Here is a 13,936-nt window from a genome sequence, read left to right as displayed (position 1 = left end):
GGGTCGGCGGTGCTCGGCACCGGCGCGTTCACGAGCGTCTCCGCTGGCCGGTCGGTGAGTGTTAACGTCGCAGACGACGCGAACGCACTCCTCGCACTCCGGGACGAGACTGACGGTGAAATCGTGCGACAAAACGGCTCTGGCCAGTTGGTGATCGATTTTGGAGCAGGGCAAGCAACCGGAATCAACGCCAATGCACGCGTTCAGATCGGGACGTTTGGAAACTTTTCCGGGCCAGATGCGCTCAAGACTGAATCGAGAGGGGCATACAACGACCCTGCGTTCAATATCGTGAACCAAGGCACGCAGGCACAGCAGGTCACGATGAGCTACGACGGGGCCGCAAACAACTGTTTGTTAGCAATGCAGATGACCCCGGACGGGGGGCGTGAGGACCGGGATACCCTGTTGGTTGCTGATGACGACACCAGCGCTTCAGTCGATGGCAGGCCATCAAATGAACCGCCGGTCAGCAGTCCTGTGAGAAAGTCGGCTACTGTCTCACTCGGGGTCGGAGAGCGCGCAGGCGTTGCGATTTTCATCGACACTGGCCGATACGATATTCCCGGAAATATTGCTTCAGATGTAGCGAAGGCGGGTGTCGATCTTTCGGGGACTCTCACGATTACCGCAACTGGCTCAAGCAACTGAGTCTCGACACTGTTGACATGGGCACAGCCTGATTCCACGCCGGTACAGGAAGGCGATTCGATTCCGCCGGTGAGTATTCCGAACGGCATTCAAATATGAACCAACAAAAACTCCTCCCCACGCTCGGCGTGGCAGCAATGGGGACCTCGGCGGCGCGTACACCAGCGCGAGCGCCGACCGGGCTGTAGCAATCAACGTGGCTGGGGATGAACAGTCGTACTTGGGGTTAGAGCCGGCTTCAGGTCCGAATGGAGACTACGCGCGAACGGAGAACGGGCAGCTCGCGGTTCACCTCGACAGGCTGAACGACGACGCGCTAACCCGCGTTGAGGACATATTCGTCGTCCGGAACCAGGGGACACAGAAGGTCGGATTCCGGATCGATAAGACCGGTGCGTACACCGAGGCTGTCACGTTCATTATCGGACGGGAACATGTCAAGTCCGGTCAGACCAATCCCCCCGCAACGTACGTCCCGCGCGGAAACGGCGTCTTTAGCCTCGCTAACGGTGTGACGGTCGGCCTCGAAGTCGGCGAGGACGTTCCGATCGGGGTCCGCATCGACAATAGGGACGGCGACGCGGCAGAGGCGACTGACGGGCGCCACCTGCGCCCTGCGAATGACGGCGTCCCCGAGGCCGACATCTCAGCCGACGATACGCTTCTCGATTCGATCACCATCGTTGCCAAAGACGGTATCGGGGGAGGCGTCAACGACGACAATAGCGTTACCCCAGCGAACGACCCTAACTCACGCCGCGAGGATGGAAGCAGCTTACAGGGGAACAGGAATTGATCTATGAGAGGCTTCTCGAAATATCCGCAGTCAGACAGCGTATTCGACCGACTCATCGGCTTCAATCTGAGCCAGAACAATTTCAGATACAGCATAACCAACCTAATAGAGCATATACTGCTAGCATAACCACCGATGCCAACCACCCGCCGCACCCTGACCCTCGCCCTCCTCCTCGTAGCCGCAGGGTCCCTCGCCTTCACCACGGGTGCGGCGGTGATCGACGGCGACACGGACACCGTCGCCGACGGCGACCTCGCGGTCCAGCCGGCCGACGGCCCGAACGGGCGGTACGCCTACCTGAACGACGACGACGAGATCGCGATCGACGTGTCGGCGTCAAACCCGAACATCGAGGGCCCCTCCTTCGAGGGCGTGAACGTCGGCGCGACGGGCCGGATCGATGACGTGTTCACCGTCACGTACACGGCCGACGAGTACGCGCGCGTCTGGATCGGCGACGTGAGCGAGAACGTCACGTTCGTCGCCGGCGGCGACTCGATCGAGGGCGAGGCGAACAACGTCACGCTCGCGCCGAACGAGACGGTCGCGATCGGGCTGGCGTTCGACTCGCGCGGCGCGACCGCGGGAGCGCGGCTGGGCGCCGACGAGTTCTCGATCGAGGCGGAGATCGCCGAGCCGGCCGAAGCGGAAGCGACGGGCGGCGGGACGGTTCAGCGGGGCGGCGACGGCGGCCCAACCACGGCGGTGTTCTCGCCGGCCGCGGACCGCCGGGAGTTCGTCGCGAGCGGCATCGAGAGCGGCGGGGACGTGCGGTTCCTGGCCGACGGGATGTCGCTCGCCCGCGGCGACGTGACGCTCGAGGGGATCGACCTGACGGGCGTCCGGACCGAGCGCGTCGAGCTGAACGCCACGGGGCGTCCGACCCCGTTCGCGAACGAGAGCGCGCTGGCCGCGCCGACAACGCCGAGATCGCTGGCCTACCTCGGTCTGGAGTACGATTTCGCGCCCGACGCGGTCGACGCGATGACGGTCCGGTTCAGCGTCGACCCGGACTACCTCGACGAGACCGGGATCGACCCCGAAGACGTGACGCTCTACCGGCGGACGGACGCCGGCGAGTGGACGGAGAAGCCCGCGACCGTCGTCGACGACGCGGTCGTCGAGATTCTGGGCCTTCCGGAGGACCGCGTCCACTTCCGCGCGCGGACCACGGAGTTCTCGACGTTCGCGGTCGCGGCGCACGCGCCCCGGTTCGAAGTGACCGAGTCGTCGCTCGCGCCCGCGGCGATCGACCCCGGCGACGAGACGGCGGTCCGGGCGACCCTGCGGAACGGGGGCGGCGCGGCCGGCGAGCGCGCCGTGACGCTGACCGCCGACGGCGACCCGGTCGCGAACCGGACGGTCGCGCTCGCGCCGAACGAGACGGCGGCGGTCGCGTTCGACGCGACCTTCGAGACCGCCGGCGAGTACGAGCTGGCGCTCGACGGCGCGCCGGTCGGCACCCTGCTCGTCGGTGACCCCGGGGACGAACCGGCCGACGGCGACGGGGAGAGTTCCGAGACAGCGGATGGATCCGACGCCGACGCCGGGAGCGGTCCCACTGAGGAGCCCGGCGGAATCGACTTCGTCGAGCTCGGCGGACTGCTCGTCGCGCTCGCCATCGCTGTGGCCGGCCTCGCGCTGTTCCGCCGGATGCCGCGGTCGTGAACCGCGCGGCGCTCCGCTCCGCTCTCTCGCCTCGTCCCGCGTGCGGCGTCCGACGACTGTCACTCCCGAGACGCCGGCCGACAGTTCTTAACCGCTGGTCGACCTCTTCGAGCGCGTGACACAGTCCGCGACCGACGAGCGCGACCGGCCCGCCGGCGGCCGGACGGACGCCACCTTCCGCCGGGAGCTTCTCGCGAGCGTCCGAGTTGTCGACGTACTCGCTTTGCTCGCGGTCCCGGCCGCTCTCGTCGCCGTGTTCGCGCTCCCGCAGGCGACCCGGCGCTCGCTGGCGTTCGCGTACACGGACCCCACGCTCCTGTCGGCGTTCACGGCGCACTACGTCCACCTCGGCGCCGACCACCTGCTCGGGAACCTCGCCGGGTACGGGCTGCTCGCCGGGGTCGGCTACGCGCTCGCCGTCCTGGGCGGGCGCCGGCGGCTCTTCTTCACCGCGTTCGTCACCTACCTCGGCGCCTTCCCGTTCGCGCTGTCGGCGCTGAACCTCGCCGTCCCGCGGAACGCGATCGGCTTCGGCTTCTCCGGCGTCAACATGGCGCTCGCCGGCCTGCTTCCCATCCTGTGGTACTGTTACGCCCGCGAGCGGTTCGCGCCCGGGGCGTCCGTCGCCGCGCTACCGGCGGTCTTCTTCGCGCTCGTGGGGTGGATCGCGCTGCTCGCGCTGCCGGTCTCGACCGAGGGGGTCGGGATCGCGGGGCTGTCGGTCGGCGTCGCGGGCGCGCTCCTCGCGCTGCTGTACGCGGCCAGCAGCGAGGTCCGGATCCCGCGGCCGCTCCGGGCGCACGCGAAGTCGGTCGCGTCGCGCCCGGGCTACGGCGACCTGCTCGCGGTCGGCGCGGTGGTGGCCGTGGGCTACCCCGTCGTCGGCTTCCCCTCCGACCCCGCCGGCGGCGGCAGCGTCGTGAACCTCTACGTCCACCTCCTCGGGTTCTGCCTCGGGTTCATCGCCCCCTTCGCGCTGTTGGCCGGCGGCGTCTTCGACGAGTGAGCGCCGTCGGCCGCCCCGATTCGCCTCCACCCACGAACTTATTAGGGCACGCCGCCGTTCAGCGATCGACGGCTACCTGACGCTCGGGCGACAGGAATCGCCGCGCGGCGGCGGTCCCCCGAGACCGATTCCAGCCCGTCTCCGAGCCGAGTCCGGCCCGTTTCCCAGCCGAGTCCGACACCATGTCCATCAAACGAACGCTGTCCGTGGCCCTTCAGGCGGCCGCGGTACTGGTCGTCGTCTCGCTCGTCGTCGGCCAGTTCCTCGGACAGCCGATCCTGCTCAGCTACGTCGAGACCGGGAGCATGCAGCCGACGCTCTCGCCCGGCGACGGGTTCATCGCGATCCCGGCGCAGATCGCCGGCGGGATCGGGCCGGGCGACGTGGTGACGTTCGACGCCCAGGAGATCCAGGGGGGCGGGCTGACGACCCACCGCGTCGTCGAGGAGACCGAGCGGGGCTACATCACCCGCGGGGACAACAACCCCTTCACCGACCAGGACGGGGGCGAGCCGGTGGTCCAGGACGCGGACGTCGTCGCGAAGGCGCTCCAGGTCGGCGGGAGCGTCGTCGTGATCCCGCACCTCGGCACCGTCGCCATGGGCTTCCAGTCTGCGTTACAGTCCGTCCAGACGTGGCTCGCGGTGACGTTCGGCGTCCGGTCGTTCCAGGGGACGCAGGGGCTCGCGTACATCGTCTTCGGGCTGTCGATCGTCGCGTACGCGGTCGACTGGTACCTCAACGCCGGCTCCCGCGACCGTGAATCGCGCGACCGGTCGCGCGACGACGGCACCTCCGTGTTCGCGATCCTCGGCGTGCTGGCGCTGGTGCTGATGGCGACCGCGACGGCCGCGATGGTCGTCCCGGGCGGGACCCAGGAGTACGGCGTCGTGAGCGCCGAGTTCGAGTCCGAGAACCCGACGGTCATCGAGCGCGGCACGAGCCAGGAGATCGAGTACGTCGTCCCCAACGCCGGGCTCGTCCCGGTGTACGCGTACGTCACCCCGGCGAGCCCCGGCGTCGACGTCGAGCCGCAGCGCCTCGCCGTCGGTAGCCGCGGCGAGGCGTCGACGACCGTGACGCTGTCGGCGCCCGACGAGACCGGCTACTACCGCCTGTTCGTTGTCGAACACCGCTACCTCGCGGTACTGCCGCCGGGCGTCGTCGACGAGCTGTACGGCGTCCACCCCTGGGCGCCGCTCGTCGCGATCAACGGCCTGCTCGGCGGCGGCATCGTCGGGATCGGACTGCTACTGCTGCGCGGCGAGCCCGCCCGGATCCGGTCGCGCGGCTCCCGCGAGCGCCCCCCGCTGTACAAGCGACTCCTCCGTGAGCTCTACAGGTAACACATGTCTTCAGCGCCCGACGAACGTCGACTCCGACTCAGCGCCGTACTGAACGCACAGTCCACCGCGATCCTCGCGGTCTGTCTCCTCCTCGTCGCGGTCGGGGCGGGGCTCGTGTACACGACGCACGTCGACCCCGGGACGGAGACGGAGCAGCGGACGGTCTCGTCGCTCACCGTCGAGAGCGAGTACCGCCACAGCGCGACCGTGACGGAACCGAACGCCGTCTTCGAGACCGGGCGCGTGCTCGACGGGCGCGACACGTACTTCACGCGGGTGGCCCCGGAGCTCGACGTGAGCGTGGCGACGAGCTACGCCGCGTCGACCGCGGAGAACGTGACCGTCCAGGTCGACTCCGCGCTCGTGATCCGCAACGTCGGCGAGGAGGGGACCGTCTACTGGCGCGAGACGGAGCCGCTCGCGTCGGAGACGGCCTCGGGCGTCGCGCCCGGCGAGACCGTGAACGCCTCCTTCACGCTCAACAGCACGGCGATAGACGGGCGCGTGGCCTCGATCGAAGAGCAGCTCGGCGCCTCGCCGGGCGAGACGGAGACGTTCGTCACGACCGAGGTCGCCGTCGACGGGTCGATCGGGGGCGTGCCGACGGCCTCGACGCAGACGCTCGACATGACGGTCAACCACGGGGGCAACACCTACTCCGTCTCCGAGCCGGGCGTCCAGTCCGACACGACCGAGCGGACCGAGCCGGTGACCGTCGAGCGCGAGTACGGCGTGCTCCGGTCGTTCGGCGGCCCGCTCCTCCTGCTCGTCGGGCTCGCGGGCGCCGGCGGGATCGCCTACGCGCGGCGGGAGTACGACCTCGCGCTCACCGAGGCGGAGCGCGAGTACCTCTCGTACCGCGACGACCGCTCGGAGTTCGCGGAGTGGATCACGACGTTCCGGCTCCCGGCGTCGGTCCACGAGCGCCCGACCGCCGAGGCCGGGTCGCTGCGCGACCTCGTCGACTTCGCGATCGACAACGACACCGGCGTCGTCGAGGACCCCGAGACCGGCGCCTTCCACGCGGTCGCCGGCGAGTTCGTCTACACCTACCGCCCGCCCGCGCCGTCGACGGGCGACGGCCCCGCCGACGGCGAGGCGGTCGCCGGCGACGACCCGGGAGCGACCGCCGCGGTCAGTTCGGACTCGGCCGCGACCGCCTCGGCACCGGCCGAGGACGGCGACTCGCCGGGCGCCGCCCGCGACGCCGCCGACCTCGACGGCCGCTCCGCCGACGCGACGGGGTCGGACGAGCGGGACGAGCCGGGCGAGCGGGACTGACCCTCCTCGGCCGCGATCGCCGCTTCTGACCGCGGTTCAGTCGCCACCGCTCCCGTTCATCTCCTCGTCGCGCCAGGAGTGTTCCGGCTCCCACCCGAGCAGACGCTCCGCCTTCGTACAGTCGAAGACGGACTCGTCGCCGTCGAGGTCGCAGTCGGCGGGGAGGTCGCCGAACGCCGCCTCGATCGTCGCGGCGGTGTCGCGGCCGAGGAAGTTCTCCGCGGCGACGATCAGCACCGCCTCGTGGCCCTCGATCGTGGTCTCGGGGTCGATCGCGGCCTCGATCGCCGAGACCGCGTCCCGCACGTCGACGTACGACCAGCAGTTGCCGCTCGGGTCGGCGGTCGCGGGGTCGAACGCCTCCCGGGCCTCGCGGCGCCGCTCGTCGCCCGGGTAGGTCACCCACGAGAATCGCAGCGAGACGACGGGGACGCCGTGGCGGCGGGCGGCCGCGGCCGCGACCTCCTCGCCGACGACCTTCGAGAGGCCGTACGGGTCCTCCGGCTCGGTCGGCGTCGCCTCGTCGATCGGGAGGCGGTCGGGGAGCCAGTCGTCGTCGGCGAAGACGGTGCCGTAGAGGCTCTCACTCGACGCCCACGCGATCCGGGCGCCCGCGGCGCCGGCCGCGTCGAAGACGTTGTACGCGCTCTCGACGTTGTTCGCGAACACCCGTGAGCCGGCGTGGTCCTCGGGGTGCGGGATCGCGGCCAGGTGAACGACCGCGCCGGGCGCGGCCGCCCCGATCACCTGTCGCGTCTCCCCGTAGTCGGTGAGGTCCGCCGCCGCGTAGTCGACGTCGTCGCGGCGCTCGTCGCTCGGGGGCGTCCGCCGGTCGACGGCGACGACCTCGCGGCCCGCGTCGGCGAGCGCGTCGACCGTGCGCGCGCCGACGCCGCCGGCGCTTCCCGTGACAAGTACGGTGTCCATGTCACCGCGAGCGCGACTCCGGGTCATAGGTGCGACGATCCCGGAACGCTCGGTCGTGCCGGTCGCGTCGGTCGCCCCGGCCGCGGTCGGGCGCGAGGGCTATGCTCGCGCTGGGTATGTATGAGTCATGCCAACGAGTAGCAACAATACGATCGCGCTCGCGCTCGGACCCGTCGCCTACGCCGAGGCCTCGTAGCCGGCGTCCTCGATGGCGGCCACGACGGCGTCGACGTCCACGTCGCCCTCGACGGTCGCGGTCCCCGCCTCGTGGTCGGCGCTCGCGGACTCGACGCCCGGCAGCTCACCGAGCGCGTCGGTCACGTTGTCCTCGCAGCCGGTACACGACATGCCGTCGACGTTTACCGTCGTCATGTCCGGGCGTAGCCGCCGCGGACACAACTGCCTTTCCGTCGTCCCCGCAGGCGACCGGTTCCCGGGGTCGCTCTCGCGTCGCTCGACCGTCGGACCGCTTTTGACCGCGCCGGTCGAACGCCCGCCCATGCGCACCCTCGACGAGACAGACCGGGAGATCATCCGGCTGCTGCTGGCCGACGCGCGGCGCCCGTACAGCGACATCGCCGAGCGCGTGGACCTGTCGGCGCCCGCGGTGTCCGACCGCGTCGACCGCCTCCGCGAGGTGGGCGTGATCGAGGGGTTCACCCTCCGGATCGACGGCGACGCGCTCTCCGACGGGCTGCGGGTCCTCGCGACGCTCGCCGTCGCGCCCGCGGACGCCGAGCGCGTCCACGAGTCGGTCGCCGCCCACGAGCGCGTCGAGCACGCCTTCCTCACCGCCGACGGCGAGGTGACGGTCGTCGCGCGCGTCGAGGAGGGGACCGCCCGCGACCTCGTCGACGACGCGGTCGGCCTGGACGCTGTGACCGAGCTGTCGGTGCGGCCGCTCGACGCCCACGACTGGTCGCCCGCCGTCGGCGACGCGGACCTCGCGGTCGAGTGCGTCGAGTGCGGGAACACCGTCACCGCCGAGGGGGAGTCGGCCCGGATCGACGGGACGCTGTACCACTTCTGTTGCGGCTCCTGCCGAGAGAACTTCGAGGAGCGCTTCGACCGGATCGAGGAGGGCGCGTAGTCGGGGGACGCCCCCGACGCGCCGCGGAGAGTAACGTACTTGAGTGCCCGCCGGTTAACCGAACTTGCAGTCCCGTGGTGTAGTGGCCAATCATAATGGCCTTTGGAGGGAATCCGTCCGCGTTCGCGGCTCAAACGCGGCTGTTGGGCGTTTCTGCTGGAACGCCCCGTCGGATACCCGAAGTCAGCCATTGACGGCGGTTCGAATCCGCCCGGGACTACTTTGCGCCGAACAATCTCGTGAGGCGCAAATATCCGCAGCGGTTCGAACCCAGTGGACGAGCGCAGCGAGTCCTCGCGGTTCGAATCCGCCTAGGACTATTTCCGGCCGACTTGTGGGCCCCGCCGTTCGACACCCTCTACGCCTCGTCGAAGAACTCGTCGAAGAGGGCGACGACTCGCCCCTCTATCTCGTCGCGGATCTCGCGGACGCGCTCGATTTCCTGCCCGTGCGGGTCGTCGAGCGCCCAGTCGCGGGCATCGACGCCGTCGGCGAGCGTCAGCGTCGAGCACCCCATGGTGGCGACGACGTCGCAGGCGTTCAGCTCTGCGGTCGAGACCTCGCGGGGGACGCGATCGGAGAGGTCGATATCGAGCTCTCCCATCGCTTCCACGACCTCGGGATGGACCTCGTCGGCCGGATGCGTGCCGCCGGTGACGACCTCGACGCGGTCGTCGAGGCCGCGCTCGCGGCGCTCGCGCTCCGCGAACGCCGCCGACATCTGACTCCGGCCGGCATTCTGGACGCAGACGAACCCGAACGTCACGACGTCGTCGTCGTTCATACCCGTGCGTCCCGGCGCGCCCGATTAACGCTTCCTAAGAGGGCTATAGAGCGCTATGTATTCCGCGCGTCGGCGCCGAGGGGCGGGCATCGGCGACGGGCACTCACTCCAGCACTACCGAGAACCCCCACGCCGCCGACGACCGGGGCTCGGCGTCGTCGGACACGACCGCCATCGTCGTCTCGAACCGGTACTCGCCCACCGGGAGGCAGGCGTCCTCGCCGGGCGTCGCGTACAGGCCGACGAGCCGCTCGCTCGACTCGCCGGGGTCGAGCGCGAACGTCCGGGACTCCTCGGTCGTGGCGATCGCGTCGGTCAGCCGCCAGCAGTCGGGTTCGGCGGGATACTCGCCGTCCGCCGGCAGGCAGACGAGCGCGTTGCTCCCGTCGGAGACGTACTCGAAGTGGACGGCGCGCCCTCTCGCCGACGCGCACCCGTTCGTCGCCCGCGTTCGTCAGCGTCGTGCGTAGCTGCGGCGGGTGGTCGGTCGTCGCGGCCTCGCTCGTGACCTCCACGCTCGGCTGGACCGGGAAGTCCATGTCGCCGTCGGTGGCGACGATCAAGACGCCCGGGCCGCCGGTCCCCTCGGGGCGCGTCCCGCCGGCGTCGCCGTCGTTCCCGTCCGACCCCGGTAGGCCGTCGCTGTCGGACCCGTCGCCGTCCGAGCCCGTCGACGCACACCCGGCGAGCGCGATCAGTCCGCCCGCGCTCGCTCCGCCCACACCCCGGAGGTACCGCCGTCGAGTCGGTGTCATCGGTCCGACAGCACCAGTGAGGGTATAGCGTTGTTGTCGGGGATCCGCCCGCCGATCGTGTGTGTCATTTTTTACCATGCGGATCGTGGGTGTCCCATGGACATCTCCGATTACCGGGCAGAGGTCGCGGCGAACCGGCGCGAACACGGCTTCGAGGCGGTCGACGGGCGGACGGACGAGTTCGACCGGCTGTGGACGGCGCGCGAGACGGACGACACGGTCGGCGAGGTGGTCGTGCTGGCGACGCTCGTCGAGGCCGACGGGGCGGACGCGGAGACGCTGCTCGACGCCGCGGCGGCGTTCCGCGACGTACTGGCCGACACCGTCGACCCCCGACCGGGACGCGCCGACGGCGGCGAGGCGCCGACGCCCGTCGGCTACGTGACGCTCGCGACGCCGGACCCGGACGCGTCGCTGCTCGACGCGATGTCCGGGTTCACGGTCGCGAAGCGACGGACGAACGTGTTCCCGCTCGTATACGACACCGAGGCGGAGCGGCTCCACCGTCACAAGGTCCCGCGGCTGAAGGGTCGCGGCATCTACCGCCGACAGGCGATCGACGCCGAGCGCCTCTTTGGCGTATAACTAGTCGATTCCCGATTGTTCCGCCCTCGGTCCGCTGCGTACGGCGACAACTATGCTGGGTGGCTCGTGCCGGTAATCGTCACGAACCGGCCGTCACGAGAGACCGCTATGTCCTCCCACGAGCGCATTTGCTCCGACTGCGGGTCAGCGGCGAACGTCTCCGCGTCCTCCCGGGTCTCGAACGCGAGAACTCGTGTGGCATTCTCCGTCTCGGCACTCGTGTGAGCGGTGCCGCTCGCCGCCGGTTCCCCGTCGGCGTCGGCGACCTCGACGCCAGGTGGCTCGGCGCGGACAGTCATCCCGGTGCCAAGTCGACGGACAACACCCGCCAGCGTTTCGTCCGTGGCAGTGTACCGTCCCTCGCCGTCACGGGCATCGATGATCGCCTCGACGGCCGCACGCTTATCGCCCAGCGGGTCGGGTGCCATACTGGCGAAGGCCTCGACAACGACCCCGGCCTTGATGCCGACGACCCAGTCGGTGTCGGGGGCACCGAACAGGCGATACCCTTCGTACTCGTCGAGCGGTTCGAACGCCTTCTAAATGGGCTCACCCGATTCGGGGGTCTGGAACTCTTCGACGATTTCCTCGGCGAGGAGGTCCGTCTCCAGTACGGACAGTCCTCGTCCGCCGGCACGGATCTCCATTGCTGCTCGGCTCGGCTCGATGTCGAGCACCGGGTGCGCTTTGCCGTCTTGATACAGCGCCGTCGACTCGAAGGACGCTCCCCGGTCCTGTAGATACGTTGCTAGCTCGTCGAAACGCCGGACGCGGAACGGGTACCAGCGTTGGGCCGGGTCGGTGTCCGAAGCGAAGACGCGATCAGGCGCTGGGAGCCACGTGGCGGGGTAGGGAATGTCGGGGCTCCCGTCGACGACTGACCCGACCCCCGAACAGCCAGCCAGGCCGACGAGCGTTGCCGTCGTGGCGGCCGTCTTCCCGCGACGGAGCAGGGTTCGACGCGTCCAGGAGGGCTCTTCCATATGTGCGGCAATGCCTGCTCTCCCGCCAAGTCTCTTGTGGATGGCGTTGCCGGCGAGTCCGCTGGAAGGGTCGCCTGGTTCGCCTCGTACCGGTACCGCCCCCTGTCTATCGCTCTAGGCACCCGTGAGTAACGAGTGACCACTGACCGACACGCGCACTGTATTCGGCACGGCTCGAAGAACATATCACCTGCTGAAGATCTCACCAGAGCTGAATAATTGATAGTGGATCGACCGCGAACACCTCCAAAGCCCCAGCCGTACCGCACAGCCCCACACCTCCCCAGCCTCGCGGTTCCCTCCGCTTCGCTCCGGTCGCCGCAGTCCCCCGCACGTGTCTGCGAGCGCCACCGCGTTGGCCTCGATCGGCGGAGCGCGGATCGGCCGCTGTGAGAATTAAAATTGGTAAAAAACCGGACCGCTCGCGCGCCGCTCAGACGAGCCGCGCCGCGATGCGCGCCGCGCCGTCCGCGGCCGCGGTCGCGGGGTCCTCGGGCGAGACGACCTCGACGTCGCGGTCGAGCTCCTCGCTGAGGCGCTTCTCGAACTCCTCGGTGAGCCCGGGGATACACGCCATGCCGCCGGTGATGGCGAGCGGGCGCCCGAGCGCCAGCTGGTAGGGCTTCATGTGGTCGTTCGCGAGTTCGGGGAGGAACTCGTTGGCGACGACGTCGACCGCCTCGTCGATGTACCGGTCGATCGGCTCCTGGACGCCACGGTCGACGGTGAACTCGTGGCTCCCGCCGCCCGGCTGCTGGACCACGTCGGTGAACGGCTCGAAGTCGTACACGTCGCCGTGCTGCTCCTTGTACTCCCGAGCGGTCGTCCGGTCGATGTGGACGCGCCCCTGCGTCTCCTCCTCGACGGCCGCGACGATGCGGCGGTCGACCTCGTTGCCCGTCACCGAGCCGGTCGAGAACGGCGAGAGCTGCTCGCCGCGCCGGTAGGCGCACGCCTCCATCGTCGTCGAGCCGAGGTTCACCGACACGAACACCTCGTCGATCGCGTCGAGGTCGTCGCCGTAGGCGGGGATCGCCCCGCACAGCGACTCGGGGTAGCTCCGCGTCTCGACGCCGCCGATGGAGGAGCCTTCGATCACCGACTTGAGGTTCTCGACGCCGGCCTCGTTGTCGATGGTCGGCACGGCGTAGACGACCGTGCTGTCCTCGGGCACATCGTGGGCGTCCACGACCGCCTCGAAGAAGCGCTCGGCGTCCGCGACGCTGTCGTCGTCCTCGGGGAGCCCCGAGCGCAGCATGAAGCGCACGCGGTCGGGGTACTCGACCGCCGCCTCCTCCCCGAACAGCACCTTCTCCTCGCCGGTGATGGCGTCCTCGTAAGTCGCCAGGCAGGTCAGCACCGAGTGGCGTTCGCGGCCGCCCCGCCCGTCGGGGATGTCGAGCACCGTTCGGGTGCTGCCTAATTTCACGCCGACCGCCGCCGATTCGTCCGATTCGTTGATGTCCGTGGATTCGTCGTCGCTCATTGGTCACTCGCACACGAAGCGATCCGGACGATGGAGACGAGGCTGATCCGGTGGTCCGCGGGCGTGAACGGCCGGTCGCGCGTCGGGGCGTCGAACCCCTCGAGGCGGCGCGTCAGCGCCGCGACCGCGTCGTCGCCGACCCAGTCGAGTTCGCCGTAGTAGGATAGCGCGTCTCGGGCCCGCACGTGACCGCCGACGTCGACGAGGTAGCCGAGCCACTCGCCGAGCTCGCGTTCCGCCGCCGGCGACGCCGGGATCGCCGTCAGGTACGGCTTCTCCCCCGCGCCCCCGCCGTTCAACCGCGCACCACGCCGACGCTGGAGCAGCTCCGTGAACACCGCCGAACGCGCCGCCTGCTCGGCTCGGTTCCGGTTCGGCCGCCGGAGCGCCCGCTCCCGAGGCGCTCCGTCCGCACCGTCTCGCGGTGCGTCCGCGATCCGGCGCAGCTCCCGTACGTCGTACCGTCGTGGATTCAGACTCATGTTCCGTCCGTCGTTCGCGTCCGTACCGGCACTGTCGCGGCGGGGTTATATGATAGTTGGCCCTCAGTTATCAGCGGTGAGAAACTACCGCGC

At 69.7% G+C, this 13,936-nt stretch carries 15 protein-coding genes, 1 tRNA gene and 1 pseudogene; 9 read left to right on the top strand and 8 right to left on the bottom strand.

Annotation, left to right across the window (positions count from 1 at the left end; translation table 11 throughout):
• Window positions 1-9 precede the first annotated feature (9 nt).
• The 6 genes from DVK06_RS18170 to DVK06_RS03445 all read left to right on the top strand — a co-directional run bounded on the left by DVK06_RS18170 (window position 10) and on the right by DVK06_RS03445 (window position 6,751).
• Window positions 10-651: a hypothetical protein gene (locus DVK06_RS18170; RefSeq protein ID WP_158600062.1), complete on the top strand. Its 642-nt coding sequence runs from the start codon at window positions 10-12 to the stop codon at window positions 649-651.
• A 196-nt stretch (window positions 652-847) separates the two neighbouring features.
• On the top strand, window positions 848-1,447 hold the full coding sequence (locus DVK06_RS03465) for a hypothetical protein (RefSeq protein WP_121599289.1): 600 nt from the start codon (window positions 848-850) through the stop codon (window positions 1,445-1,447).
• A gap of 135 nt (window positions 1,448-1,582) precedes the next feature.
• Complete coding sequence (locus tag DVK06_RS03460; RefSeq protein WP_121599288.1) at window positions 1,583-3,118, top strand: PGF-pre-PGF domain-containing protein; 1,536 nt, start codon at window positions 1,583-1,585, stop codon at window positions 3,116-3,118.
• A gap of 115 nt (window positions 3,119-3,233) precedes the next feature.
• Window positions 3,234-4,124 carry a hypothetical protein gene (locus DVK06_RS03455; protein WP_121599287.1) on the top strand — a complete coding sequence of 297 codons (891 nt, stop codon included), beginning with the start codon at window positions 3,234-3,236 and terminating at the stop codon, window positions 4,122-4,124.
• Between the two features lie 182 nt (window positions 4,125-4,306).
• Window positions 4,307-5,470 carry a signal peptidase I gene (locus tag DVK06_RS03450; protein ID WP_121599286.1) on the top strand — a complete coding sequence of 388 codons (1,164 nt, stop codon included), beginning with the start codon at window positions 4,307-4,309 and terminating at the stop codon, window positions 5,468-5,470.
• Between the two features lie 3 nt (window positions 5,471-5,473).
• On the top strand, window positions 5,474-6,751 hold the full coding sequence (locus tag DVK06_RS03445; protein WP_121599285.1) for a DUF5305 domain-containing protein: 1,278 nt from the start codon (window positions 5,474-5,476) through the stop codon (window positions 6,749-6,751).
• A gap of 36 nt (window positions 6,752-6,787) precedes the next feature.
• Here DVK06_RS03445 and DVK06_RS03440 read toward each other — a convergent pair whose 3' ends face one another.
• Entirely contained in the window at window positions 6,788-7,678 is an 891-nt protein-coding gene (locus DVK06_RS03440; protein WP_121599284.1) for an NAD(P)-dependent oxidoreductase, read from the bottom strand.
• Window positions 7,679-7,855: 177 nt separating this feature from the next.
• On the bottom strand, window positions 7,856-8,050 hold the full coding sequence (locus tag DVK06_RS03435; RefSeq protein WP_053771772.1) for a heavy-metal-associated domain-containing protein: 195 nt from the start codon (window positions 8,048-8,050) through the stop codon (window positions 7,856-7,858).
• A 127-nt stretch (window positions 8,051-8,177) separates the two neighbouring features.
• On the opposite strand from DVK06_RS03435, the gene DVK06_RS03430 reads away from it, so the two are divergent.
• Both DVK06_RS03430 and DVK06_RS18610 read left to right on the top strand, forming a co-directional pair.
• Window positions 8,178-8,768 (top strand): AsnC family transcriptional regulator, encoded by a 591-nt coding sequence (locus DVK06_RS03430; protein ID WP_053771771.1) that lies wholly within the window; start codon window positions 8,178-8,180, stop codon window positions 8,766-8,768.
• A gap of 68 nt (window positions 8,769-8,836) precedes the next feature.
• Window positions 8,837-8,988, top strand: a tRNA-Gln gene (locus DVK06_RS18610).
• A 138-nt stretch (window positions 8,989-9,126) separates the two neighbouring features.
• Here the strand turns inward: DVK06_RS18610 and DVK06_RS03425 are convergent.
• Together DVK06_RS03425 and DVK06_RS03420 are read right to left on the bottom strand one after the other, a co-directional pair.
• Window positions 9,127-9,552, bottom strand: a complete 426-nt coding sequence (locus DVK06_RS03425) for a low molecular weight phosphatase family protein (protein ID WP_121599283.1) — start codon at window positions 9,550-9,552, stop codon at window positions 9,127-9,129.
• 103 nt (window positions 9,553-9,655) lie between these two features.
• Window positions 9,656-10,307: pseudogene (locus DVK06_RS03420) on the bottom strand (hypothetical protein).
• Between the two features lie 96 nt (window positions 10,308-10,403).
• Between DVK06_RS03420 and DVK06_RS03415 the strand changes: the two are divergent.
• Window positions 10,404-10,892 (top strand): hypothetical protein, encoded by a 489-nt coding sequence (locus DVK06_RS03415; protein ID WP_121599282.1) that lies wholly within the window; start codon window positions 10,404-10,406, stop codon window positions 10,890-10,892.
• Window positions 10,893-10,942: 50 nt separating this feature from the next.
• On the opposite strand, the gene DVK06_RS03410 is transcribed toward DVK06_RS03415, so the two are convergent.
• The 4 genes from DVK06_RS03410 to DVK06_RS03395 all read right to left on the bottom strand — a co-directional run bounded on the left by DVK06_RS03410 (window position 10,943) and on the right by DVK06_RS03395 (window position 13,843).
• Window positions 10,943-11,320 (bottom strand): hypothetical protein, encoded by a 378-nt coding sequence (locus DVK06_RS03410; RefSeq protein ID WP_121599281.1) that lies wholly within the window; start codon window positions 11,318-11,320, stop codon window positions 10,943-10,945.
• Between the two features lie 111 nt (window positions 11,321-11,431).
• The gene (locus DVK06_RS03405) at window positions 11,432-11,875 is read right to left on the bottom strand and encodes a hypothetical protein (RefSeq protein WP_121599280.1); all 444 of its coding nucleotides are present in this window, start codon (window positions 11,873-11,875) and stop codon (window positions 11,432-11,434) included.
• Between the two features lie 433 nt (window positions 11,876-12,308).
• On the bottom strand, window positions 12,309-13,361 hold the full coding sequence (locus DVK06_RS03400; protein WP_121599279.1) for a cell division FtsA domain-containing protein: 1,053 nt from the start codon (window positions 13,359-13,361) through the stop codon (window positions 12,309-12,311).
• Window positions 13,358-13,843 carry a FlaD/FlaE family flagellar protein gene (locus DVK06_RS03395; RefSeq protein ID WP_053771766.1) on the bottom strand — a complete coding sequence of 162 codons (486 nt, stop codon included), beginning with the start codon at window positions 13,841-13,843 and terminating at the stop codon, window positions 13,358-13,360. Before DVK06_RS03395 ends, DVK06_RS03400 begins: the two co-directional genes overlap by 4 nt.
• Window positions 13,844-13,936: the final 93 nt, after the last annotated feature.

The organism is Halorubrum sp. Atlit-28R (assembly GCF_003665955.1).
Taxonomy (GTDB): Archaea; Halobacteriota; Halobacteria; order Halobacteriales; family Haloferacaceae; genus Halorubrum; species Halorubrum tropicale.
The sequence above is the reverse complement of the archived record's forward strand: the minus strand, read 5'-3'. Positions and strand labels throughout refer to the sequence as shown.

What these genes read in the sequence shown, in the direction of transcription:
- DVK06_RS03400 (WP_121599279.1), bottom strand. Translation starts at nt 13,361, where the DNA reads ATGAGCGACGACGAATCCACGGACATCAACGAATCGGACGAATCGGCG.
- DVK06_RS03430 (WP_053771771.1), top strand. Translation starts at nt 8,178, where the DNA reads ATGCGCACCCTCGACGAGACAGACCGGGAGATCATCCGGCTGCTGCTG.
- DVK06_RS03440 (WP_121599284.1), bottom strand. Translation starts at nt 7,678, where the DNA reads ATGGACACCGTACTTGTCACGGGAAGCGCCGGCGGCGTCGGCGCGCGC.
- DVK06_RS03415 (WP_121599282.1), top strand. Translation starts at nt 10,404, where the DNA reads ATGGACATCTCCGATTACCGGGCAGAGGTCGCGGCGAACCGGCGCGAA.
- DVK06_RS03435 (WP_053771772.1), bottom strand. Translation starts at nt 8,050, where the DNA reads ATGACGACGGTAAACGTCGACGGCATGTCGTGTACCGGCTGCGAGGAC.
- DVK06_RS03425 (WP_121599283.1), bottom strand. Translation starts at nt 9,552, where the DNA reads ATGAACGACGACGACGTCGTGACGTTCGGGTTCGTCTGCGTCCAGAAT.
- DVK06_RS03460 (WP_121599288.1), top strand. Translation starts at nt 1,583, where the DNA reads ATGCCAACCACCCGCCGCACCCTGACCCTCGCCCTCCTCCTCGTAGCC.
- DVK06_RS03410 (WP_121599281.1), bottom strand. Translation starts at nt 11,320, where the DNA reads ATGGCACCCGACCCGCTGGGCGATAAGCGTGCGGCCGTCGAGGCGATC.
- DVK06_RS03445 (WP_121599285.1), top strand. Translation starts at nt 5,474, where the DNA reads ATGTCTTCAGCGCCCGACGAACGTCGACTCCGACTCAGCGCCGTACTG.
- DVK06_RS03405 (WP_121599280.1), bottom strand. Translation starts at nt 11,875, where the DNA reads ATGGAAGAGCCCTCCTGGACGCGTCGAACCCTGCTCCGTCGCGGGAAG.
- DVK06_RS03395 (WP_053771766.1), bottom strand. Translation starts at nt 13,843, where the DNA reads ATGAGTCTGAATCCACGACGGTACGACGTACGGGAGCTGCGCCGGATC.
- DVK06_RS03450 (WP_121599286.1), top strand. Translation starts at nt 4,307, where the DNA reads ATGTCCATCAAACGAACGCTGTCCGTGGCCCTTCAGGCGGCCGCGGTA.